The 21,877-nt window shown below is 44.1% G+C and carries 21 protein-coding genes and 1 pseudogene; 6 read left to right on the forward strand and 16 right to left on the reverse strand.

The features are described 5' to 3' along the window. Positions 1–30 precede the first annotated feature (30 nt). The 9 genes from SD449_RS13215 to hemA all read right to left on the reverse strand — a co-directional run bounded on the left by SD449_RS13215 (position 31) and on the right by hemA (position 8,546). A complete protein-coding gene (locus tag SD449_RS13215) occupies positions 31–1,338 on the reverse strand; it encodes a serine hydrolase domain-containing protein (protein ID WP_318311204.1) in 1,308 nt (435 codons plus the stop codon). Between the two features lie 13 nt (positions 1,339–1,351). Beyond that, the gene (gene hemB / locus SD449_RS13220) at positions 1,352–2,341 is read right to left on the reverse strand and encodes a porphobilinogen synthase (protein ID WP_318311206.1); all 990 of its coding nucleotides are present in this window, start codon (positions 2,339–2,341) and stop codon (positions 1,352–1,354) included. Positions 2,342–2,397: 56 nt separating this feature from the next. Continuing rightward, positions 2,398–3,186, reverse strand: coding sequence for a PhzF family phenazine biosynthesis protein (locus SD449_RS13225; protein ID WP_318311208.1), 789 nt, complete (start codon positions 3,184–3,186; stop codon positions 2,398–2,400). Positions 3,187–3,214: 28 nt separating this feature from the next. Beyond that, positions 3,215–4,117: an oxygen-dependent coproporphyrinogen oxidase gene (hemF, locus tag SD449_RS13230; RefSeq protein ID WP_318311209.1), complete on the reverse strand. Its 903-nt coding sequence runs from the start codon at positions 4,115–4,117 to the stop codon at positions 3,215–3,217. Then, positions 4,114–4,605, reverse strand: a complete 492-nt coding sequence (locus SD449_RS13235; RefSeq protein ID WP_318311211.1) for a DUF6973 domain-containing protein — start codon at positions 4,603–4,605, stop codon at positions 4,114–4,116. The genes hemF and SD449_RS13235 overlap by 4 nt, the downstream gene beginning before the upstream one ends. Then, positions 4,602–5,627, reverse strand: a complete 1,026-nt coding sequence (gene hemE, locus SD449_RS13240; RefSeq protein ID WP_318311212.1) for a uroporphyrinogen decarboxylase — start codon at positions 5,625–5,627, stop codon at positions 4,602–4,604. Before hemE ends, SD449_RS13235 begins: the two co-directional genes overlap by 4 nt. Before the next feature lie 90 nt (positions 5,628–5,717). Then, positions 5,718–6,389, reverse strand: coding sequence for a uroporphyrinogen-III synthase (locus SD449_RS13245; RefSeq protein ID WP_318311213.1), 672 nt, complete (start codon positions 6,387–6,389; stop codon positions 5,718–5,720). Continuing rightward, complete coding sequence (gene hemC, locus SD449_RS13250; RefSeq protein ID WP_318311215.1) at positions 6,367–7,293, reverse strand: hydroxymethylbilane synthase; 927 nt, start codon at positions 7,291–7,293, stop codon at positions 6,367–6,369. Before hemC ends, SD449_RS13245 begins: the two co-directional genes overlap by 23 nt. Beyond that, the gene (gene hemA / locus SD449_RS13255; RefSeq protein WP_318311216.1) at positions 7,290–8,546 is read right to left on the reverse strand and encodes a glutamyl-tRNA reductase; all 1,257 of its coding nucleotides are present in this window, start codon (positions 8,544–8,546) and stop codon (positions 7,290–7,292) included. Before hemA ends, hemC begins: the two co-directional genes overlap by 4 nt. Positions 8,547–8,756: 210 nt before the next feature. Between hemA and SD449_RS13260 the strand changes: the two genes are divergently transcribed. Both SD449_RS13260 and SD449_RS13265 read left to right on the forward strand, forming a co-directional pair. After that, complete coding sequence (locus SD449_RS13260; RefSeq protein ID WP_318311218.1) at positions 8,757–9,635, forward strand: AraC family transcriptional regulator; 879 nt, start codon at positions 8,757–8,759, stop codon at positions 9,633–9,635. 10 nt (positions 9,636–9,645) lie between these two features. After that, complete coding sequence (locus SD449_RS13265; protein ID WP_318311220.1) at positions 9,646–10,404, forward strand: ThuA domain-containing protein; 759 nt, start codon at positions 9,646–9,648, stop codon at positions 10,402–10,404. On the opposite strand, the gene SD449_RS13270 is transcribed toward SD449_RS13265, so the two are convergent. Continuing rightward, positions 10,390–11,241: an N-acetylmuramoyl-L-alanine amidase-like domain-containing protein gene (locus tag SD449_RS13270; RefSeq protein WP_318311222.1), complete on the reverse strand. Its 852-nt coding sequence runs from the start codon at positions 11,239–11,241 to the stop codon at positions 10,390–10,392. The genes SD449_RS13265 and SD449_RS13270 overlap by 15 nt on opposite strands. Then, positions 11,231–12,301 carry a mechanosensitive ion channel family protein gene (locus tag SD449_RS13275; RefSeq protein WP_318311223.1) on the reverse strand — a complete coding sequence of 357 codons (1,071 nt, stop codon included), beginning with the start codon at positions 12,299–12,301 and terminating at the stop codon, positions 11,231–11,233. Before SD449_RS13275 ends, SD449_RS13270 begins: the two co-directional genes overlap by 11 nt. Before the next feature lie 146 nt (positions 12,302–12,447). Here SD449_RS13275 and hemH point away from each other — a divergent pair, with 146 nt between their 5' ends. Genes hemH through SD449_RS13295 form a run of 4 tightly spaced genes read left to right on the forward strand, consistent with a single transcriptional unit; the run spans position 12,448 to position 16,898 of the window. After that, entirely contained in the window at positions 12,448–13,494 is a 1,047-nt protein-coding gene (gene hemH / locus SD449_RS13280; RefSeq protein ID WP_318311225.1) for a ferrochelatase, read from the forward strand. Positions 13,495–13,528: 34 nt separating this feature from the next. Then, the gene (locus SD449_RS13285) at positions 13,529–14,320 is read left to right on the forward strand and encodes a DUF3050 domain-containing protein (protein WP_318311226.1); all 792 of its coding nucleotides are present in this window, start codon (positions 13,529–13,531) and stop codon (positions 14,318–14,320) included. Between the two features lie 47 nt (positions 14,321–14,367). Beyond that, complete coding sequence (locus SD449_RS13290; RefSeq protein ID WP_318311228.1) at positions 14,368–15,744, forward strand: MATE family efflux transporter; 1,377 nt, start codon at positions 14,368–14,370, stop codon at positions 15,742–15,744. 53 nt (positions 15,745–15,797) lie between these two features. After that, positions 15,798–16,898, forward strand: a complete 1,101-nt coding sequence (locus tag SD449_RS13295; RefSeq protein WP_318311229.1) for a lactonase family protein — start codon at positions 15,798–15,800, stop codon at positions 16,896–16,898. Here SD449_RS13295 and SD449_RS13300 read toward each other — a convergent pair whose 3' ends face one another. The 5 genes and pseudogenes from SD449_RS13300 to SD449_RS13320 form a co-directional block, all read right to left on the reverse strand. Continuing rightward, positions 16,899–17,993 (reverse strand): DNA helicase PriA, encoded by a 1,095-nt coding sequence (locus SD449_RS13300; RefSeq protein ID WP_318311243.1) that lies wholly within the window; start codon positions 17,991–17,993, stop codon positions 16,899–16,901. It lies immediately after the preceding gene. 183 nt (positions 17,994–18,176) lie between these two features. Continuing rightward, positions 18,177–19,316, reverse strand: coding sequence for an SPFH domain-containing protein (locus SD449_RS13305; RefSeq protein ID WP_318311230.1), 1,140 nt, complete (start codon positions 19,314–19,316; stop codon positions 18,177–18,179). Positions 19,317–19,419: 103 nt separating this feature from the next. Then, a complete protein-coding gene (locus SD449_RS13310) occupies positions 19,420–20,493 on the reverse strand; it encodes a DmpA family aminopeptidase (protein ID WP_318311232.1) in 1,074 nt (357 codons plus the stop codon). Positions 20,494–20,554: 61 nt separating this feature from the next. Then, complete coding sequence (locus SD449_RS13315; protein ID WP_207031383.1) at positions 20,555–21,061, reverse strand: DinB family protein; 507 nt, start codon at positions 21,059–21,061, stop codon at positions 20,555–20,557. 18 nt (positions 21,062–21,079) lie between these two features. After that, positions 21,080–21,877, reverse strand: a pseudogene (locus SD449_RS13320) (gfo/Idh/MocA family oxidoreductase); the annotation flags it as partial.

A 21,877-nucleotide genomic window follows, 5' to 3' on the forward strand; every position in this document is an offset into this window, starting at 1 on the left:
AATCTTTAGTACCAAGATAGGGAATAGGAATTAATTTTGAATGTTTAATGCTTCCGCTTTGTAAAAAACATCCTGAAGGGCCTGTCGAATATCCAAACTATAGAGTTTTCTGTGGTCGCGCGAAGGATATACCCGATTGGATAGGAAAATAAACGTCAAATTTTTTACGGGGTCTGCCCAAACAAAGGTCCCTGTAAACCCAGAATGCCCAAAACTTTCGGGTGAAGCCAAAGGGGAGGGGTACGCTTCTTCCAAAGGGAGTTCCGAATTGTTCAAAAGAGGCTTGTCAAAACCTAATCCTCTATAATTTTCATTTTCTGGATATTGGACCGTTGTAAATTCCTTTACGGTTTCAGCTGAAATGAGTTGTTTGCCGTCGACGTTCCCATAATTTTGATAGAAAAGCATCAGTTTGGCCAAGTCATCTGCCGTACCGAATAATCCCGCATTGCCCGAAACACCACCCTTGAGTGATGCATTTTCATCGTGCACCCACCCTTTGACCAAGGTTTTCCTGAAGAGTGAATCCACTTCGGTGGGGACAATGGCATTTACGTAGTTGTTTTCCTTGGGAAGATACCCGAGGGTATGGCAACCTAAAGGTTGATAGAAGTTTTCATCCAAATAGGTTTGATAATCCATTCCTGTGAGTTGCTCTATCAAACTTGGAAAAATAAGAAACGTAAGCCCTGAATATTTGTATTTCTTTTCATCCGAAACTTTGGACCGATTGATGATTCGGTTCATTTTCCTTTCAAAACGATTGTTGATGTAAAGCCCATCATACACTTGTCCTTGAAATCGTTTATCCGATGCATTGTGGACAAATCTCCTTTTGATCTTGCCGTTCTTTCGAAGTACTTTTTGTAAAAAAACGATGTAGGGCACCAATCCTGCTTGATGCGCCAATATCTCCCGAAGCGTGAGGTCTTTTTTGTCTTTTCGATGCTGCCAAGCCTCCCAATAGGCACTAAAAGGTTTGTCCAGATCAAGTTTGCCCTCGTCCACCAACTTCATCAAAGCGGGAAGCGGCCCTGATATTTTCGTTACGGAGGCCAAATCATACAAATCGTTCAACGCAACGGGTTGAATGTTGTCGTAGGTGTGGAAACCGTATGCTTTATGGAAAATGACGGTATCGTTCTTGGTGACCAATAGTTGCGCTCCTGGAAATGCCAGACTATCGATGCCCATTTCCATAATGGAATCCACTTTTTGGTCGATGAAAGCTTCGTCGAACCCTAAATTGGAGGGAAGGGCATGGATGAGCTCTCGTTGGGCAAACCCCGAAGGCATCACTAAAGTGATGAAGAAAAATGAAACCGTTAGTTTTTTCATTCTGGTTTAAGGTTTATCCCAAAGTACGGATAAAATCTTTCGCAAAATAACTGGCAATAATATCAGCGCCCGCCCTCTTAATGGCGGTCAATTGTTCGAGCATTACGGCATCGTGGTCCAACCAACCTTTTTCGGCAGCAGCTTTTACCATCGCATACTCGCCAGAAACTTGATATACGGCAACGGGCACTTCGACCTCATTTTTGATTTCCCGAACAATGTCCAAATAGCACAATCCGGGCTTTACCATTACAATATCCGCACCTTCGTCAATATCCATTTGGGTTTCTTTGATGGCTTCATACCGATTGGCATAATCCATTTGATAGGTTTTTTTGTCCTTGGGAACATTGGCAATATCAACAGGTGCAGAATCCAGGGCATCACGGAAGGGCCCATAAAATGCACTGGCATACTTGGCGGAATAGGCCATAATTCCCGTGTTGATGAATCCTTCATCTTCCAAAGCTTCGCGAATGGTCAATATTCTGCCGTCCATCATATCGCTGGGCGCTACAAAATCGGCCCCTGCCTTGGCGTGGGATACGCTCATTTCTGCCAGTACCTCCGCGGTTTCATCGTTCAGGATTTGCCCTTCGGCCACAATGCCATCATGGCCATAGGAAGAAAATGGATCAAGCGCCACATCGGTCATCACCAACATCTGTGGACAGGCATTTTTTACGGTTTTTATGGCGCGCTGCATCAGACCATTGGGATTTAAGGCTTCAGTTCCCTTATTGTCCTTGAGTTTATCATCGACCTTCACAAAAAGAAGTACGGAACATAATCCCATTTTCCATAGTTCTTTCACTTCTTTTTCCAAATTGTCCAAACTCAACCTAAAGTAGTTGGGCATCGATGGAATTTCTTCTTTGATTCCCTTTCCTTCGGTCACAAACAAAGGCACCAAAAAATCATCTGGGGTCAAGGTGGTTTCCCGAACCAATCTTCTGATGGATTCGGATGCGCGGAGTCTTCGGTTTCGTATGAGTGGGTACATATTTTGGTTTTAAGTTGTAAGCTATAAGCTATTGGCTTAATTTTTTAGTTGTTTTCTCAGATGTCTATCTCTCCTGTTAAATAAAGCACGGCCTTACCCGAAATTTTAACGCGTTCGCCCAAATATTCGCAGACCAAATCGCCTCCACGTTTGGAAAGTTGTTTGGCAGTCAATTTATTTTTGTCCAAAACCTCGGCCCAATACGGTGATAACGAGGTGTGGGCGGAACCTGTAACAGGATCTTCGGGAATACCGCAGGCTGGAGCGAAAAAACGCGAAACAAAATCCACCTCTTCCCCTGGCGCGGTAACGATAACCCCACGAGCATCCAATTGCGCCAACAAATGATGGTTGGGTTCAATACCTTCAATTTCCTTTTGTGATTTATAAACCATCATATAGTCTGTTTTGCCCTTCAAGGTTTTAATTGGACTTTGCCCAATGGCATTGTCCAATTCCTCAATATTTTGAATGGCAATGAGGTTGTCCGTAGGGAAATCCATGGTCAACCAACCATTATTTGCTTTGTTTACGGTCAAATTTCCGCTTCGCCCTGAATAAAACTGAATGGTATTTTTTTCAAGTTCGTAAAAGTGGAACAGTACAAAAGCAGTTGCCAAAGTAGCATGTCCGCATAGGTCCACTTCCACTTCGGGGGTAAACCATCGTATCTCGTAAAGCTCGTCTTTTTTTACGGCAAAGGCGGTTTCGGCCAAGTTGTTCTCCTGTGCAATTTTTTGCATCAACTCTGGATTCAGCCATGAATCCAAAATACAGACTGCGGCAGGGTTTCCGCCAAAGGTCTGGTTGGTGAACGCGTCTATTTGATAAATTTTCTGTCTCATGGGTTTGGTTTCGGGACAAAGCTACGGATTAAACCCAATTTTTTGGATTTTGAAGCACTGCTATCAATTTCTCTTCTTCGCTTCCTTTTTCGGGATGGTGGTCGTAACGCCATTGCACGTGCGGAGGGAGACTCATTAAAATACTTTCGATACGCCCGTTGGTTTTGAGTCCAAAAAGAGTGCCTTTGTCGTGCACCAAATTGAACTCTACATAACGGCCTCGTCGAATTTCTTGCCAGTCACGCTGATCTTTGGAATAGGGAAGATTTTTTCTTTTTTCCACGATGGGAGCGTAGGCCTCCAAGAAGCTGTCCCCAACTTCGGTGACGAAATTGTACCAATCTTCCAAGCTGGTTTGCTCGGTTGCCTTGCAATAATCGAAAAACAGTCCGCCTATGCCACGGGCTTCGTTTCGGTGCGCATTCCAGAAATATTCGTCGCATTTCTTTTTGTAATTGGGGTAAAATTCTGGGTTGTGGGCATCACAAGCCTTTTTGCAAACTGTATGAAAATGAGCAGCATCTTCCTCGAACAAATAATAGGGGGTAAGATCTTGTCCGCCACCGAACCATTGGTCCACAATATTGCCATCCTTGTCGTACATTTCAAAATAGCGCCAGTTGGCGTGTACGGTGGGCACCATTGGACTTTTGGGGTGAATGACCAAGCTCAGGCCACAGGCAAAGAAGTCGACATCTTCCACGCCAAAATAGTTTTGCATGCTTTTGGGCAATGCCCCGTGGACTTTGGAAATATTGACACCTCCTTTTTCTAAAACCGACCCGTTTTCAATGACACGTGTTCTGCCTCCTCCGCCTTCTTCGCGTTCCCAAAGGTCTTGTTGGAACTTGGCGGTTCCATCCAATTCTTCGAGTTTGGAGGTAATGGTATCCTGTAATTGTTGAATGTATTGATAAAACGTATCCTTCATTGCTCTAAAATATGTACCATTTGGTTTTTATATTCTGAAAGTGTTGAATTTTCATCAATTTTGATGGATTCCAAAGTCATTTTCTTCAATAGCTCAACGATTTCCTGTTCGGATTTTTCTGTGTTTTGAACAAAAATGAAACGACCGACTTCGTTGTTGTGCAAATCCATGGTCTTTGCCAATTGTTTGTTCGGAAATGAATCCTCGTGCCAATCGGTTACTTTTTTTGCCCAAACCAAAACAGCTTCATCATTTCTTTGCCAGTTAAAACAACGTTTTGCAATCAAATAGTTCCAAAAAGCGTGTCTAAAAGCGTTTGCGGGACCATTTTTATGATGCAGTTTGCCGTAGTTTTTGGTCGATATGGCTATGCAATCCTTGGTGGCTTTGATGGTGGGCAGTATAAAGTGAGGACGACTCAAACCAATAAATACACCTTTCAGTATATTTTTAAAATCTACCCGCTTTGCTACCGCTAAAAGGTTCACTCCTTATATTCTTTTACAGCATCAATAAATGCTTTTGCATTTTCCACAGGGATGTTCGGTAAAATTCCATGACCCAAATTCACAATGTATTTGTCCTTGCCAAAATCACGGATCATTTGCGTTACCATTTCCTGGATTGTTGATGGTGGCGAAAGCAAACGGGCAGGGTCAAAATTACCTTGAAGGGTGATGTTCCCGCCCGTTAAATATCGTGCGTTTTGTGCCGAGCACGTCCAATCCACACCTACGGCAGAGGCTCCCGAGTTTGCCATGTCTTTCAAGGCAAACCAGCATCCTTTTCCAAAAACGATTACAGGTGCCTCATCTTTCAGCGCATCCACGATTTGCTGAATGTATTTCCAGGAAAATTCTTGGTAATCTTGAGGGGATAGCATACCGCCCCAAGAATCAAAAACCTGAACGGCATTTACACCAGCCTTCACTTTGGCCTTAAGGTATGAAATGGTAGTGTCCGTTATTTTTTGAAGCAGTTCGTGCGCAGCTTTGGGCTGGGTAAAACAAAACCCTCTGGCCTTGTCAAAACTTTTGCTTCCTTGACCTTCCACGCAATAGCAAAGAAGCGTCCATGGCGAACCTGCAAACCCGATCAACGGAACTTCGTCGTTTAATTTTTCCTTGGTCATAGTGATGGCGTCCATCACGTAACCCAAAGTATCTTGAATATCGGGTACGATCACGTTGTCCAAATCCGCTTGCGAACGGATAGGGTTCGGCAAATAGGGTCCAAAATTAGGTTTCATCTGCACTTCGATGTCCATGGCCTGAGGAATTACCAAAATATCGCTGAACAAAATGGCGGCGTCCATGCCATATCGTCGAATGGGCTGTACGGTAATTTCCGAAGCCAATTCTGGGGTCTGGCAACGGGTAAAGAAATCGTATTTTTTACGGAGTTCCATAAACTCGGGCAAATAGCGCCCTGCCTGTCGCATCATCCATACGGGTGGACGTTCAACGGTTTCACCTTTTAATGCTTTTAGGAACAAGTCGTTTTTTATCATAAATTTTAATTTGTCATTCCTGCTTAGGCAGGAGTCTTATTTAGATTGTGCGGGGGACTTCGACTCCCTGCCCGTCCGGCAGGCAGGCGCTCAGTCCCCCATTTTGATTGATAATTCTTTAATCGCCTGCACCAACATATTTTCCACGGTCGGTTTATTGGCTACAATAATTTGGTTTGAATGATTTTGCGCTTCGGAGGCGGTCGTTTCCCCAATACAGAACAATGTGCTGTTCCCCAGAGTGTTTTCCAAGAGATAGCTTCGGATGCCACTTGGACTAAAAAACAGAATGCCATCAAAATCCCTTTGAAATTGTTTTGGATTAAACAAAGTTCTGTAGACTTCCAATTCTTTATACTGAACGTTATTTTTTGATAAGGTATCAGGGAGTTCATCCCTTCTTTTATTGCCGCAAAGAAATAAAAATGACTCGCTTTGGTATTTTTCGACCAAAATTTTCGCTAATTCTGATGCGTTTTCTGCCATTTCCACCACTTTTAATTCATTTTCTTTCAAAAGGGTTTTTGTCTTTTCCCCGACACAAAATGCATTGAATTTGGATACATCAGAATCTTGGGCCTGCTTCAAGAATGCTTTTACCGCATTTTTACTTGTAAAAATATAGTTGCTGTACTCGAAAGGAATTTTGATTTCTAATAGTTCAATTTTTAGGGCATCGTACTCCACCAATCCCAAACCAGAATTTAGAAAAAGCTCTTTTTGGGACGGGCTCAGCATTTTAGTGGACAGTACTGTTTTCATTTCTGATTTCTTGCATCAATTTGTCGCCTCCTTTTTGCAACACTTCTTCTGCGCTGGTCTTTCCAATGCCTTTAGCGTCGGACAGCTTTATCTCTTTTTTGATATCGATTTTCTGTTTTCCATCCAGCGAGAAAACCACACCTTCAAAACAAACCTTTTGGTCTTTTATTTGTGCCAAGGCACCTATTGGAGCGGTACAGCCACCTTCCAGTGTGCGCAAAAACTCTCGTTCTATGGTTGTGGCCAATTCTGTTTCGGGATGGTTGAGTTTGCCCGAAGCCTCTCTTGTAAAGCTATCTTCCTCTTTGGCGACGACCAGCATAGCGCCTTGGGCGGGAGCTGGGATCATCCAATCCAATTGAATGGCATCCTTGGGCAATAACTTGATACGCTCCAGTCCAGCCTGTGCAAAAATTGCACCTTGCCAATCGTTCTCAATGAGTTTTAGGAGTCTGGTATTCACATTTCCTCGAAGATCTACCACGTTGTGGTTAGGGTATTTGTTCAGCCATTGGGCTTTTCGTCGTAAACTTCCCGTGGCAATGGTGGCAGGTTGATCGCTCTCCAAAAAATTGGACCCTTTGTGCACCAAAATATCGTGAGTAATGGCGCGTTCCAAAACGGCCACCTGCACAATTCCCTTTGGTAGTTGTGTAGGTACATCTTTCATGGAATGTACCGCAATATCAATGTCTCCTTTGAGCAGGGCAACGTCCAAGGTCTTTGTGAAGATTCCCGTAACACCGAGCTCGTAAAGCGGCTTGTCCAACACTTGATCCCCCAAAGATTTGGTGGGCACCAAAATGGTATCGTACCCGAGTGCCTCCAGCTTTTGTTGCACGGTGGTTGCTTGCCACAGCGCCAATTCGCTGTCGCGGGTTCCAATGCGGATTATTTTGCTCATTTGGAGTGTAGTTCTAGCTGAAAAACTTTCTGGATAAGTTCCAGGCTATCATCGGTATCGACCTCGTTGCTCTTTAAGTGATTGGCAAACTGCTTGGTAATTTTTTGAATGATCCTGTCGGAGATGATTTCTGCCTGAATCTGGTCGAAACCTTCAATTTTTTTGGTCTGAAAATCGATTTCTTCGGTTTTCATAGTGTTCAGTTTGTCCTTAAGTGCATTGATTACTGGGGCAAACTTTCGGGTTTCCAACCATTTTAGGAAATCCTTTTTTACTTTTTCTATGATCGCTTCCGCTTTGGGAACGTATTTCTTTCTTTTGGCCAAGGTCTCATCCGTAATCTGGGAAAGTTGGTCCAAATGCACCAAGGTCACATTGTCCAATTGCTTCACATCGTCCGATACATTTTTGGGAACGGACAGGTCCAATACCAACAATGGCTTTTTGGGATAGATCAACGCTTTGGAAACCGTGGGCAATTGTGCTCCCGTGGCAACCACAAGAATATCGGCCTTTCGGATCTCGGTTTGTAGATCACCGTAATCCTTTACCGTTAAATGAAATTTGCCTGCGATGTCCTCCGCCTTTTCCCGAGTTCTATTGATCAGGGTAATATGGGAGTTGTTGGAATGCTTTATCAGGTTTTCGCACGTATTTCTACCAATTTTACCAGTTCCGAACAACAGAATATTCTTGTTGGAAATGTCATCAACATTGTCCAAAATATATTTTACCGAAGCAAAAGCTACGGATGTGGCACCTGAAGACAGTTCCGTTTCGTTTTTAATACGCTTGCTGGCCTGAATCACAGCATTGCACAAGCGCTCCAAGAACGGATTGGCCATATCATGCTTTTTGGCACGATAAAAACCTTGCTTTATTTGGCTGATGATTTCAAAATCACCTAAAATCTGACTGTCGAGTCCAGTTCCAACTTTGAACATATGCGAAATGGCATCGTGGTTCTTGTACACATACGCCACTTCCTGAAATTCTTCAACAGTTCCGTGGGTCTCGTCGCAAAGTAATTTGATAAGCTGGTAGGGGTGCTGTGCAAAACCGTAGAGTTCTGTACGGTTACAAGTAGAGATGGCTAGAAGCCCATCAATTCCGATTTCCTTGGCCTTGCCCAAAATATGGTCAATGGCAGGAACATCCAGACTGAACTTTCCTCTAACCTCTGCATCCGCCTTCTTGTAACTCAACCCAACGGCATAGAAGGAATTATGTTTTGAAATATGGTAGTCCCTCATAAAGGATATAAATCGCAGCACAAAAATAACAGGCTTATAGGTCAAAAAATAACGCTAGCGGTACTATAAATAACTGCGGCTGTTATTTTATGATTTATTTTTGATTAAAATGACGGTACGCATTGGTATTATTGATAAATTTGATAATCAACAATACAATTTAGAGCGATTCTAAATTAAGTCAAAAGCAAAATCAGATTGAAAACCAATATGAAAAATATCGCTAGCGGTTCATATGATGAAATTTTGGTCGAAGATGGAATTTACATCCTCAAAATCCAGAACGATACCCACGAACCAAAACTGATAGCGCGGGATATTGACAGTTCCTACATTCAATTTCACTTTTGTTTGAAGGGCAGGTCAAAGTTCAATTTTAACGACGGCAACTACTATTTGGAGGTAAATGAAGAAAACTCCCTTTTGCTCTATAATACCCAAAAGGACCTTCCGCTGGATTTGGTGGTTTCACCAGGCTCTTGGCTGCTCTCGGTGGTCATGACTATTAGAAAGTTCCATTCTTTGTTTTCTAATGAAGCGGACTACATTCCGTTTTTGAGTGAGGAAAACAAGGAGAAAAAGTATTATTCCCAAGAAATGGTATCCCCTGCCACGGCCGTTGTCCTAAGCCAATTGATGAACTATAACCTGCATCCATCCATCAAAAAATTATACCTAAAGGGAAAGGTCTATGAATTGATTTCCCTCTATTTCAATAAAACTGAGGATGCCGACTTGGAGCAATGCCCCTATTTGGCAGATGAGGACAATGTGCGCCGAATCAAAATGGCAAAAGAAATCATGATTTCCCGCATGGCCGAACCGCCAACCTTGGCCGAACTGTCCCAAGAAGTGGGATTGAGCCTTAAAAAATTAAAGGAAGGCTTCAAACAAATCTACGGAGACTCCGTATTTGGGTTTCTGTTCGATTACAAAATGGAATATGCCCGCAAAATGTTGGAAACTGGCAAGCACAATGTCAACGAAGTCGGGTTGAAAGTGGGATACAGTACGGCAAGCCATTTTATTGCTTCCTTCAAAAAGAAGTTCGGCACTACACCTAAAAAATATTTAACTTCCAATGTCTAAACAAACAAACATGAAACTCTTTGCACTACCCTTGCTCGCTTTTTGTTTTGCATTTCAAATCGCGGCACAAGATGAGCCTACAAAAGAGGCTGAAGCACAAAAAATGCCCGAATTGGTACTGGTTTTCACCAAAACTGAAGGCTGGAGGCATAAATCCATTGAAAAAGGAGTTCAGACCTTGAGAGAATTGGGTCGGCAAAACGGCTTTGTTGCTTTGCAGACCGAATCGGGGGAAGATTTTACCGCTCAGAACCTAAAGAACTATAAGCTGGTTGTGTTTTTGAATACTACATTGGATGTGTTGGACAATGCGAAGCAAACTGCCTTTGAAGGTTACATCCAAGGCGGAGGAAGTTTTCTCGGAATTCATTCAGCTTGTGACACCGAATATGATTGGCCTTGGTACGGAAAATTGGTGGGAGGTTATTTTGATTCCCATCCGAACGACCCCAATGTGCGACAAGCGACCATTGATGTGGTGAACAAAGCACATCCGTCAACAGAACATCTGCCTGATTCTTGGTCACGAAGTGATGAATGGTACAACTATAAAAATCTAAATCCGAACACCACGGTTTTGCTCAATTTGGATGAGAGCAGCTACGAAGGCGGCACCAACGGTTCCAATCATCCAATAGCTTGGTATCACGAGTTTGATGGTGGAAGAGCTTTTTACACAGGAGGAGGTCATACCGAAGATTCGTATGATGAACCTATGTTTCGCCAGCATCTTTTGGGCGCCATTGAGTGGTGCTTAAAACGAAACTAGGGTTGGTCTAGCCACTATAATCCCAATATTGCTTTTGATGTTTTTGAGATAATCTGCCAAGGGCAGTTCGGATATTTCGACTTCGCCATTTTTGCTAGAGGCGTGCAATAGATGTAATCGTCCGTCAGGCTGATGGATGGCAATTCCCGTGTGGGTCACATCCAATCCTTTTATAGAGGTGGCCAAAGCGATAATATCCCCCGATTTGATGAGGTGTTCCTTGCTTACGATTTGTTCCTGTGGCAAATAACACAATTTTTCTTTTGCGATTTCTTTTTCAACCGCTACCATAGCTTCATAATTCTCGTCGCTGGCCAAAAACGGGTATATATTTCGATGCGTGCCCATAAAGTTAATAGCTTTTTCAAGTTCCACTCCGCCCAGTTCGGCGGTAATATCCTTGACCAAACCCTTTCTCTCGTTGTTTCGAATCCATTCCGTAAAATAATGGAGGCGAGAGGGGTATCCTTCTAAATTACCGTTTCTATACCGAACGGTCTCAAGGTTATCAGTGAAATTTTCAAAATCCTGCTGTTGGTTTTGGAGCATTAGGCTAAAAGCCAGCACATTTTCCACAAAAGTGGTGCAGTCCAGTCCACCAAAGTTTACCACCAAGGTTTCCGTATCGCCAACCTCAAGGGTTTTTTCCACGTAAGGAGTTCCCAAAAAGGATTGTCCAACCAAAGCTATGGTATCGCCTAAGCTCGATGCTTTTGTTTGTTCCAGCGCAGATATTTTGGTCTCGAAAAGGGATTTGTCCTCTGGAGAACAGGTAATTTGTTGGGCATTGCCAAGGACTCCTAAAATTAAAAAAACAGCAAAAATTTTATTCTTCATTGGTATCATCTTTACGTTCAACCGTCAATCGGGTGGTTCTAGCAATACTTTCTGGGTAATTTTTTTGTAAAAACTCGATCAACTTTTCTCGGACATGTACCCGTAAGTCCCATCCTGTCGGGGAATCTTTGGAACTGACCAAGCACCTAATTTCTACATAATTGGGTTTGGTGTCCGTAACCTGCACCACATCTACATTACCGTCCCACAGTTCCGTGTTGTTTAAGATACGTGTTTGTTCTTCCCTGATTTTATCAAAAGGAACATTGTAATCCACATATAAAAATATGGTCCCCAGCAGTTCAGATGAGGTCTTGGTCCAGTTCTGGAACGGTTGGTTTATAAAGTAGGGAGTAGGAACTATCAATCGTCTTTTGTCCCAAATGCTCACCACTACATAGGTCAAAGTAATCTCCTCGATTCGCCCCCATTCGCCTTCCACGATTACTACATCATCCAGTTTTATGGGCTGGGCAATGGCAATTTGGATTCCCGCCAAAATGGTCCCTATAAATTGCTGTGCGGAAAAACCAATAATGATTCCCGCAACACCCGCAGAGGCAAAAATACTGATGCCGACTTCTCGGATTTCCTCAAAACTCATCAACACAAACCCTGTGCCCAGCAGAATAATGATAAAAATAAAAATTCGCTCCAGAATGGTAAACTGGGTATATACCTTTCGGGCCTTGAGGTTGTCAGCTTCCCCAATATCGTAGTTTTGTATGACCGCTTTTTTTACAATTTTAAGTAAAGCGATCATGGCCCAGGCCATGGCAAAAATAAAAAGGATGGTACTCGCTTTTTTAAACCAGAATTCCGCCTCTGTCATGTTTAAGATTTCCCGTAGTGGTTTCATCCTCAAGAGGACTGAAAAAAAAATGAGGAGCAGGGGCAATGCCAATCGTTTGAACGCGCTTTTTGGCAGTAGATATTTTGGGTTCTTACCGAAACGTTTCAGTAAGACGGAGGTGCCCCAATAAAGAATTACGAGTACCAGCAGGGCGATGCCCAAATAGATAAGGGATTCTTTGGAAACATTGTCGTAGAAGGACTCCATATTTCAAAAATAAGACAGAAAAGCCCAAGGAAGGAAGAATGCTTAAACAAAATCGAAAATCATTATTTCATCATAAGAAAGTATTTTGAAGTGGAAAAGGTGAAGTCCGCTTCGTGTTGTATTTTAGCGGCCTAAACTAAAATGCCGTGAAAAAAGGAGTTTTATTGGTCAATTTGGGATCCCCCGATAGCCCTACCGCAAAGGATGTAAAGCCATATTTGGATGAATTTTTGATGGACGAACGCGTTATCGACGTCAATCCAATTTTAAGAAACATCATCGTTCGCGGAATCATTTTGAACACCCGTCCCAAAAAATCGGCAGAGGCCTATTCCAAAATTTGGTGGGAGGAAGGCTCCCCCTTGATCATCCTTTCCGAAAGATTCACGGAAAAGGTTCAAAAACATACGGGCCTTCCCGTGGCCCTTGGGATGCGTTACGGCTCTGGGTCCATTAAGGAAGGTTTACAAGAATTGAGGGAAAAAGGGGTCGATGAGGTGTTCTTGGTACCATTGTACCCGCATTATGCCATGTCGTCCTACGAAACAGTCGTTGTAAAAGCACTTGAAGTGCAACAGCAGGATTTCCCCCAGATGCACATAACCACATTGCCCGCTTTTTACAGCAATCCGGATTACATTAAAATATTATCAAAAAGTATTGCCGAAGGTTTACAGGGATTTGATTACGACCATATCCTATTTTCCTATCATGGAATTCCCGAAAGGCATATCAGAAAATCGGACCCCACCAAGTTCCATTGCCAATTGAACGGAGCTTGCTGCAAGACCAATTCTGTGGCCCATCAAACCTGCTACAGGCACCAATGTTATGATACTACCGAGCTGGTAAAAAAGGAACTTGGCCTGCCAGAGGATAAAGTGAGCACTTCGTTCCAATCCAGATTGGGAAGCGACCCATGGTTGCAACCCTTCACGGACAAAGAGTTTGAGCGCTTGGGGGAAGAAGGTGTCAAAAAACTGGCCGTGATCACCCCAGCATTCGTCAGTGATTGTTTGGAGACTTTGGAAGAGATCGCCATGGAGGGAAAGGAGCAGTTTCAAGAAGCTGGAGGTGGTGATTACATACACATCCCCTGTTTGAACGACCGTGATGATTGGGCCGAATTGATGGCCAAATGGATCAAGGAATGGGAGGAAAAGGATGCTTTGCCCGAAACCAACATCCGATAAATTCCGTAAAGAAGAAGAGAACAAAATAATTGCCATGAAAATTGAGAACTTGGAGCAAGAGCTTCAACCCCTTCGGAAAAAATTAAAGAACCATCCACTGTATGCTCAATTGGAATCCGTTGAGGACATTAAAACCTTTATGGAGAGCCATGTTTATGCCGTTTGGGATTTTATGTCACTCTTAAAAGCCCTGCAGCAACATCTGACCTGTGTGAGCTTGCCTTGGCACCCCGCCGACGATACTTCGGTGGCACGGTTCATCAATGAGATTGTGCTGGAGGAAGAGAGCGATTTCAACGAGGAGGGAGAACCCAAAAGTCATTTTGAAATGTACCTCGATGCCATGCAAGAGGTGCAGGCGGATACCCAGAAGGCTGAAGCCATCATTTCTTCTTTAACTGATTTAAAAACGATTTCAAACCAAATTGAAGCGGCAGAACTCAATCGGGCCGAAAAGAATTTTCTTCAATTTACTTTCGAGGTCATCAACAGTCAACAACCGCATCGTATTGCGGCCGCCTTTACCTTTGGTCGCGAAGACTTGATTCCAGATATGTTCTTGGGCATCATTGAGCAATCTGGGGAAAAAGGTGCGAGCAACTACAAAAAACTGGAATATTACCTCAAAAGACATATTGAATTGGACGGGGACGAGCATGGTCCTTTGGCATTGCGCATGATCAAGGCACTTTGCGGTACCGACGACCAAAAGTGGAACGATGTTTTACAATACAGCAAGCAAGCGCTCCAATTCCGAATTGAGCTTTGGGACAGTATTGCCGAAAAACTAAAAGAGAACAAAGGGAATTTGGTGAATGCGTTGTAGTTTTGAACCAGAATTGCCTTCATTTTAAATAAAGAATACCCGCTGGCATGGCCAAAATAACCTCCGAGGAACTTGGGCAGGAACCCATTGGAAAATTACTGATCAAACAGGCCGTACCCGCTTCTATCGGTATTTTGGTGATGTCCCTGAACGTGCTGGTGGATTCCATTTTTGTGGGCAACTGGATAGGTTCCATCGCCATTGCCGCCATCAATGTAGTACTGCCCGTTTCCTTTTTTATTGCAGCCTTGGGAATGGCGATCGGTATCGGTGGTTCCAGTATCATATCAAGGGCGCTTGGGGCAAATAATCGCGATAAGGCCCTAAAAACCTTTGGCAACCAGATTACTTTGACCTTGTTGGTTACCGTCACCATGGTGGCTCTAGGCCTTTATTTTGTGGATAGTTTGATTCCAGCCTTTGGCGGCAAAGGAGCCATTTTTGAACCCGCTAAGATTTACTATACCATCATTTTGTACGGAGTTCCTTTCTTGGCCCTCTGTATGATGGGAAATACCGTGATCCGTGCCGAAGGCAAGCCTCGTTTTGCCATGATTGCCATGATCATTCCGTCCGTTGGCAACCTGCTCATGGACTATATCTTTATTTATGTGTTCGATTGGGGTATGCACGGTGCTGCTTGGGCCACCACGGTGGGCTATTTGCTCTGCTTTTTTTATGTGTTTTACTTTTTTCTATCGGACAACTCCGAATTAAAAATCGATATCTCCCATTTTGGATTAGATCGACCCATTCTTCGGGAAATCGGTTCTTTGGGTTTTGTAACCTTGGCCCGACAGGCGGTTACCAGCATCACATATTTATTGATGAACAATATATTGTTCAATTTAGGTGGCGAGGCCATGGTCGCCGTGTATGCCATAATCGGTAGAATGCTGATGTTCGCCCTGTTCCCCGTTTTTGGTGTCACCCAAGGATTTTTGCCCATCGCAGGCTATAATTATGGAGCTCTGAAATACAATCGGGTAAAGGAATCCATTTACACTGCCATTAAATACGCAGCTTTGGTGGCAACCCTTGTTTTTGTGGTGTTGATGGTTTTTCCTTCGGAGATAGCCCCCCTGTTTTTGAGCAATCGCCCTGAGCTGTCCCCAGAGGAAATAGAGACCAATAATTTTGTGCTCCAACATACGCCCTTGGCCATGCGATTGGTTTTTGCCGCAACGCCGATCATTGCCATACAGTTGATAGGTGCCGCTTATTTTCAGGCCATTGGCAAGGCCATTCCTGCTTTGTTGCTGACCTTGACGCGTCAAGGCTTCTTTTTTATCCCGTTGATTTTGATTCTTCCCAATTTTATGGGAGAAATAGGAGTGTGGCTATCCTTTTGTATTGCCGATGTGCTTTCAACGGTCGTCACAGGATTTTTTCTTCAGAAAGAAATCAGGTCCGAACTATCCTAAATACTTCCAGTTTGATCTAGAATGTTTAATTTGGGTCGTTTAACTAAACATCCATGAAAAAATTTATTCTTGCGGGCGTAGCTCTAATTTCAGCATTGGCCTGCTCCGAAAAACCTGAAGAAAAACCCATGTACACCTTATTTGTTGGAACCTATACCGATGGCGATAGTGAAGGAATCTATACCTATACTTTTGATACAAATACAGGGGAGCTTTCCAATCAAAAACTGGCAGCTAAATTGACAAACCCATCCTACTTGGCTATTTCAGAAGATAAAAGCAACCTCTATGCCGTGCAGGAAACCGATGATTTCGATAGCTTGGGCGGAGCAGTAACTGCCTTTCGTTTGAACAAGGATCTTCTGGAACTTCAAAATAGCATGGGAACCCAAGGAGCACATCCCTGTCATGTATCACTTTCTGGTGATGGGCATTTGGCCGTTGCCAACTACACAGGCGGCAATGTTTCCGTTTTTTCTCTAAATAAAGATGGCTCACTGGCAGATGACCCACAGATCATCGACCATACAAAACTGGACTCCGTGAAAACATCGCACGCCCATATGGCCCAGTTCAACGCTGATGGACTTATGGTTACGGATTTGGGCTTGGATGCCATAAAACGATACAATCGACAAGGGGGCAAGTTCGTTCCTGCCGAACAAAATTCAATACCATTTGAAGATGGGGCAGGGCCACGCCATTTTACCTTTGGTAATGATGGTCGACTACTTTACGTCATCAATGAACTGAACAGTACCATTTCAGTTTTTGAAAGGGTTGAGAACGGAAATTACCAAGAAGTTCAAGTGGTTCCAACCTTGGCTCCCGATTTTGATGGGGAAAGCTTTTGTGCCGACCTTCACCTATCACCCGATGGAAAGTTTTTGTACGGTTCCAACCGTGGGGAAAACACCATCGTAATTTTTGCTGTGGATCGTACTTCAGGAAAATTGGAATTGGTCGGAAGGGAATCGGTTCGCGGGGATTGGCCCCGAAACTTCTCCATGGACCCTACGGGAGAGTTCTTGTTGGTCGCCAACAAAAAGACCAGCAACATCGTGGTTTTCAAAAGAGATAAGGAAAACGGAACCCTGACTTTTTTGAATGAGACGGAACACCCTAACCCTGTTTGTTTGGTGTTTTTGGATTGATTATTTCTTGGACAGAAAAACAATCACTCCGATAACCGCCAACACAGCCAGAACAGTAAAGAATATTTTCCAGAAACTATAAGGTCGTGTACCCGAAATTTGCCCGTTTTCCCCATTGATAAAAAAGTTGTACTCCTTGCCATTGTATCGGTAGGCGCTTACATAAACGGGCAATAAAATGTGTTTGAAAGTCTCTTCGGTCAATTTCATGTCCATACTGGTTACACGCTGGGTATCCCCACCAATATCGCGTCGGCACCAGGTATCAGCAATACCACGTGCCACTTCTTTGGAGTGAAGGTGTCCATCTTTTAATGGAATGGTATATTTTTCCGTGACAAATCCGGATAAAAAACCGCTGTTGAAGGGTTGAAGTTTTTTCAAATCCCAAAAGGCGATCTTTCCAGGGATTCTTCCAGCCTTTTGGTGAGATGCCTTGATCAAGGTATCGTCCACAAAACCTGAAACTTCTCCAGCTGCTGGGTACCATCTGGTCTTCCTGACCCGTTGGGTCACCATTTTACCATTGGAGTTGCGAACCCTTTTGGTCTCGTAATAATATTCGCCCCGTTGGCCCGTGTAGGAAGCATACAGTTGTGCATCAAAAGTCCAATAGGGCAGATAAAGCCCTTTGGTAAATTGAGGGTCGAGAGACGCTTTTTTTAGGTTGTTCGGGGCAAACCACAAACGTTTTACCCAGTTCTTAAAAATTAGAAACGACTTTTTTTTATCAATTTGAAAGGGCAAGACCGCGCCCGGCAAAATCCACTTTTCTTTATAAGCGTCCTCTATAACCAAGGGCTGACCGCAATACACACAATGGAGCGATTTATAGTTTTCCTCCACGTGTTGGTCGGCACCACAATTTTTACAGTGCATCATGGAAATTTCCTCGCTATGCTTTTGCGAGCCCATTTCCTGTAAAAATGGGTACAGCTCCAATTCCTCGAACCCACTTTCATCCAAAACAATGGTCTCCTGGTGCCCACAATATTCGCAACTAATACTGGTGGTGCCGGGTTTGTATTTAAGCTCCGCCCCGCAATTGGTGCAGGCTTTTTTGAGTTCGGTCTTTTGGATTTTTTGCTCTTCCATATCTTCATTCCCGTGAAAACGGGAATCTTGATGGTTTAAGAATCCCTGCTTTAACAGGAATGATAGTATAATTAATGTTCCGTTTGTCATTTCGAAGGAGTTTACGACTGAGAAATCTAAATTGCAACGCTAAGATTTCTCAATCGTTGCTGAGCAACTCATTTCGAAATGGCATTGAAATGATTATTCCGTTGGTAATGGAGGTGGCGTATTGCCTCCCAAGAACGATTTCAACTCATCCACTTCTTTCAAGGCTGTCCAGGCCGACATGCCCTGTTTCCATACCAAACTATCACGATTGATGGTTCGCGAAGCGAACAAAGATTGCATTTGTTCAAAGGTTACTGGGCCATGCTGCACCCCGTTGGATGCATAATAGTACATGGTCTGTGTTGGCATTGGTGGCGGCACGGCTCCTCCCGTAGGCTGTGCTGCTTGTTGCGGGGCTGCTTGCGTATTTCCGCCCATCATACCGCCCATTTGTTGGGCCAAAACAAATCCCATTCCCATGCCCATTCCAGCACCTGCGGTTCCGCCCTCGTTTTGGGCAGCGGCCTCGATTGCCTTCGCGGTTTTGAATTTGGTCAATTTGTCCAAATCAAGCTTATCGATACGGCTGTATTCGAAAATTTCCTTTTTGAGGTCTTCTGGCATGGATACGTTCTCGATGTAGAATTTCTCCAAGGAAATCCCTACACTTTCAAACTCGGGCGACATAACCTCGCGACACGTATCCGAAAGTTCGGTGGTATTGGCCGCATACAATTCAATGGGCAGATTGGCCTGTCCAACAGTATTGGTGAACCGTGTAGCGATCAAACTTTTTAAGTGCTCATTAATCTCAAAATTGGTAAAGTTGCTATCCGTACCAACGATATCTTTTATGAATTTTCCCGCATCGGAAATTTTAAAGGCATAGGTTCCGAAAGCCCGTATCTCTACAAGACCAAAACGGTCATCACTTAACGTAATCGGACTTTTGGTTCCCCATTTCTCGTCAGTGAACAAATGGGTGTTTACAAAATATACCTCAGCTTTAAAAGGCGAGTTGAACCCATATTTCCAACCTTTCAAGGTGGCCAAAATAGGCAAGTTTTTCGTAGTGAGGTCGTAGGTGCCTGGGCCAAATACATCGGCCAGCTGCCCTTCGTTGATGAAAACCGCGGTCTGCCCTTCGCGCACAATCAGTTTGGCGCCATTTTTTATTTCATTCTGATACCGCTCAAAACGGTGGGCAATGGTATCGTCCGTGTAGTCCAGCCACTCAACAATGTCAATGAACTCGTTGCTGAGTTTTTCCTTTATTTTTCCAAAAATATCCATGGTCGTGTTTTTAGTTTAATTGATGCTTAATTTATAAAAAAAGAAGATCGTTTCCGTTAGATTAGTATGAAATGACGTAGGATTGTTACAGTTGGAAAAATAATCAGTCGATTTTGCCTGCTTCCCTCAACATTTCCAAAACTTTTTCCTTTGGAAGTGCCTCAATTTTATGCCCATCTCTACCGATCATGGTTTCTCCTGCAAAAAGGGAATTCAGAATAGCTTCCTCGGTCGTTTCGATGGTGGCAAGGAACAGTGGGGTCATGGCCTCATTTCTCAAGGTCGGAACATTCTGAATCGGATTTTCACTCTCATAAGGAATTCGGCATGCCTCTGCCGTAGAAACGGCAATCACGTAATCACCGCTACCATTGCTTGCAATGCCGCCTGTGCGCGAAAGCCCCAACATGGCCCGTTTGGCCAAACGCTCCAAATTTCTGGAGTCCAACGGTGCATCGGTGAGTACGACCATCATACAGGAACCATCGGGGGAATATTTAAAACTATCGGAATAATGCTCCAGTTTTTTACCCACTTCCACTCCAGCTACTTGCAAAACACCTCCAAAATTGGTCTGTACCAATACGCCTACGGTATACCCTCCTGATTGCTTTGGCAATACTCTGGATGATGTTCCGATGCCGCCTTTGAAACCAAAACAAATGGTTCCTGTTCCTGCTCCGACACTTCCTTCTGCCACAGGGCCCGTTGATGCATTTTTAATGGCTTTAAGCACATGCTCTTCTGTGATGTGACGGCCTCGAATATCGTTGAGGTAGCCATCGTTGGTTTCGCCGACCACGGCATTTACGGAACGGACATTTTCGTTTTCAGGTTGATTGAGCGTATAACCGATGACGGCATTTACAGCCGTGGGAACACTCAAGGTATTGGTCAATATGATGGGTGTTTCCAGATTGCCCAGCTCTTTTACTTGGGTATATCCTGCCAACTTGCCAAACCCATTGCCCACGTAGATGGCAGCAGGCACTTTTTCCTGAAAGATATTTCCTGAGTGGGGTAGAATTGCGGTGACGCCCGTTCGAATATCATCTCCTTGGTTTAAGGTAAATTGACCCACTTTTACCCCTGGAACATCGGTGATGGCATTTAAAGTCCCTGGACGCAACACGCCTACTTCAACACCATGATCTCTAAGTCTGCTTTGTGCTAGCATCAATACTGGCAATATGAAAAATAAAAAACAAAAACGCTGGTGTAGTCCATTCATAACTGACTTATTGATTTTTCAATGCGCTAACCGTCACCAACAATTGTCCCACATGGCGTTGACTGTGCTCGGCGGCATGGAACAGCAATCCAGTAACCGTTGATGGCAATTTTTTACGCCCCACAAAACGTTCTTCGGTTAGTATGGACTCGGATGTGTTTTTAAAATATTCCAAGGCTTTATTGACCTTTGCTTCAAAACTGTTGATCAACTCTTGAGACGATGTCGCATGATTTCCATTACCTTCATTCTTTAAAAAATCAAATTGTTCCTCGGTCAACGTGTTACTGTCTGCATAGGTGAGCATGCGGTCCAAAACCCCAGTAATGTGACGTAAATGAAACCCGACCGAAGCGCGACCAAAAGGATTTTCCCAAAGCTTTTCTTCTGGAAAATCCTCCAAATACGCTTTTACCTCCCGTACCGATTGCAACAAGGCATGGGCCGCAGGTTGCAATAATACAGGAACATCAGGTATAGGACCACTCAACCAATATTCTTGGGTCGTTGGCATTATCTGTTCATTGTCTTTTTAAAAATCTCTGTAGTCTCCGGACAGATATTTGTTTGCCTTTTCTTCTTGGAACTGTGCCGTTTCGGCGTCCCAGTGCAAGGTTTCCCCTGGGAATCGTCCTGCAATGGTCCCCAAGAGAATGGTCTCGGTCAATCTGGCGGCATAATCAAATGGCGCTGTTGTTTCTCCCTTGCCCAAACAGGCATCCACGAATTGGTGGTAGTGCTTGGGCCCTTCGGTGCCATAATTTCTTATTGGCTCGCCCAGATTATGCTCTTCGGATACCTTGGCGATCTCCTTGGAAATATCGACATATTTGCCACGGACGATCTTTTTGGGCAATTGCATAAAGTGGGGCAGCAACAGGCGTCCTTTCGTGCCTACGAACATGGCGCCCTGTTCCGGCAGTTCGTTCTCGCCCGCAACCCCGGCGTCCAGGGAAATGTTGGTTTCGCCACTTTTCTTGTTGGCCTCTTTGTCCTTTTTCGTTTCCATGCCCGGCAACATCAGGTCCTCGTGCATCTCGGGGGCCCCTGGGCCATCGTACCAGATCCATTTTAGGGACTTGCCCGTGTACTTGGTGCCCGGGAACTCATAGGTCACGGTGTTCTTTTCGGGGAAACCGAATCCGTTCGTGGGACGGCACTCCGTCATGATGGTCCTGGGCACATCCAGTTCCAGTGCGTTGTAGGGCGTGTCAAAGATATGGACGCCCATATCGCCCAGGGTACCACAGCCGTAGTCCATCAATTTTCTCCAGTTGCCCGGGTGGTACATGTCCTTTTTGTAGGGCCGCTCCTTGGAGGTCCCCAGCCA

This window comes from Flagellimonas crocea, from assembly GCF_033441595.1.
Taxonomy (GTDB): Bacteria; Bacteroidota; Bacteroidia; order Flavobacteriales; family Flavobacteriaceae; genus Flagellimonas; species Flagellimonas crocea.

Coding starts and splice junctions, on each gene's coding strand:
- SD449_RS13215 (WP_318311204.1), bottom strand. CDS start 1,338: ATGAAAAAACTAACGGTTTCATTTTTCTTCATCACTTTAGTGATGCCT.
- hemB (WP_318311206.1), bottom strand. CDS start 2,341: ATGTACCCACTCATACGAAACCGAAGACTCCGCGCATCCGAATCCATC.
- SD449_RS13225 (WP_318311208.1), bottom strand. CDS start 3,186: ATGAGACAGAAAATTTATCAAATAGACGCGTTCACCAACCAGACCTTT.
- hemF (WP_318311209.1), bottom strand. CDS start 4,117: ATGAAGGATACGTTTTATCAATACATTCAACAATTACAGGATACCATT.
- hemE (WP_318311212.1), bottom strand. CDS start 5,627: ATGATAAAAAACGACTTGTTCCTAAAAGCATTAAAAGGTGAAACCGTT.
- SD449_RS13245 (WP_318311213.1), bottom strand. CDS start 6,389: ATGAAAACAGTACTGTCCACTAAAATGCTGAGCCCGTCCCAAAAAGAG.
- hemC (WP_318311215.1), bottom strand. CDS start 7,293: ATGAGCAAAATAATCCGCATTGGAACCCGCGACAGCGAATTGGCGCTG.
- hemA (WP_318311216.1), bottom strand. CDS start 8,546: ATGAGGGACTACCATATTTCAAAACATAATTCCTTCTATGCCGTTGGG.
- SD449_RS13260 (WP_318311218.1), top strand. CDS start 8,757: ATGAAAAATATCGCTAGCGGTTCATATGATGAAATTTTGGTCGAAGAT.
- SD449_RS13265 (WP_318311220.1), top strand. CDS start 9,646: ATGAAACTCTTTGCACTACCCTTGCTCGCTTTTTGTTTTGCATTTCAA.
- SD449_RS13270 (WP_318311222.1), bottom strand. CDS start 11,241: ATGAAGAATAAAATTTTTGCTGTTTTTTTAATTTTAGGAGTCCTTGGC.
- SD449_RS13275 (WP_318311223.1), bottom strand. CDS start 12,301: ATGGAGTCCTTCTACGACAATGTTTCCAAAGAATCCCTTATCTATTTG.
- SD449_RS13285 (WP_318311226.1), top strand. CDS start 13,529: ATGAAAATTGAGAACTTGGAGCAAGAGCTTCAACCCCTTCGGAAAAAA.
- SD449_RS13290 (WP_318311228.1), top strand. CDS start 14,368: ATGGCCAAAATAACCTCCGAGGAACTTGGGCAGGAACCCATTGGAAAA.
- SD449_RS13295 (WP_318311229.1), top strand. CDS start 15,798: ATGAAAAAATTTATTCTTGCGGGCGTAGCTCTAATTTCAGCATTGGCC.
- SD449_RS13300 (WP_318311243.1), bottom strand. CDS start 17,993: ATGGAAGAGCAAAAAATCCAAAAGACCGAACTCAAAAAAGCCTGCACC.
- SD449_RS13305 (WP_318311230.1), bottom strand. CDS start 19,316: ATGGATATTTTTGGAAAAATAAAGGAAAAACTCAGCAACGAGTTCATT.
- SD449_RS13310 (WP_318311232.1), bottom strand. CDS start 20,493: ATGCTAGCACAAAGCAGACTTAGAGATCATGGTGTTGAAGTAGGCGTG.
- SD449_RS13315 (WP_207031383.1), bottom strand. CDS start 21,061: ATGCCAACGACCCAAGAATATTGGTTGAGTGGTCCTATACCTGATGTT.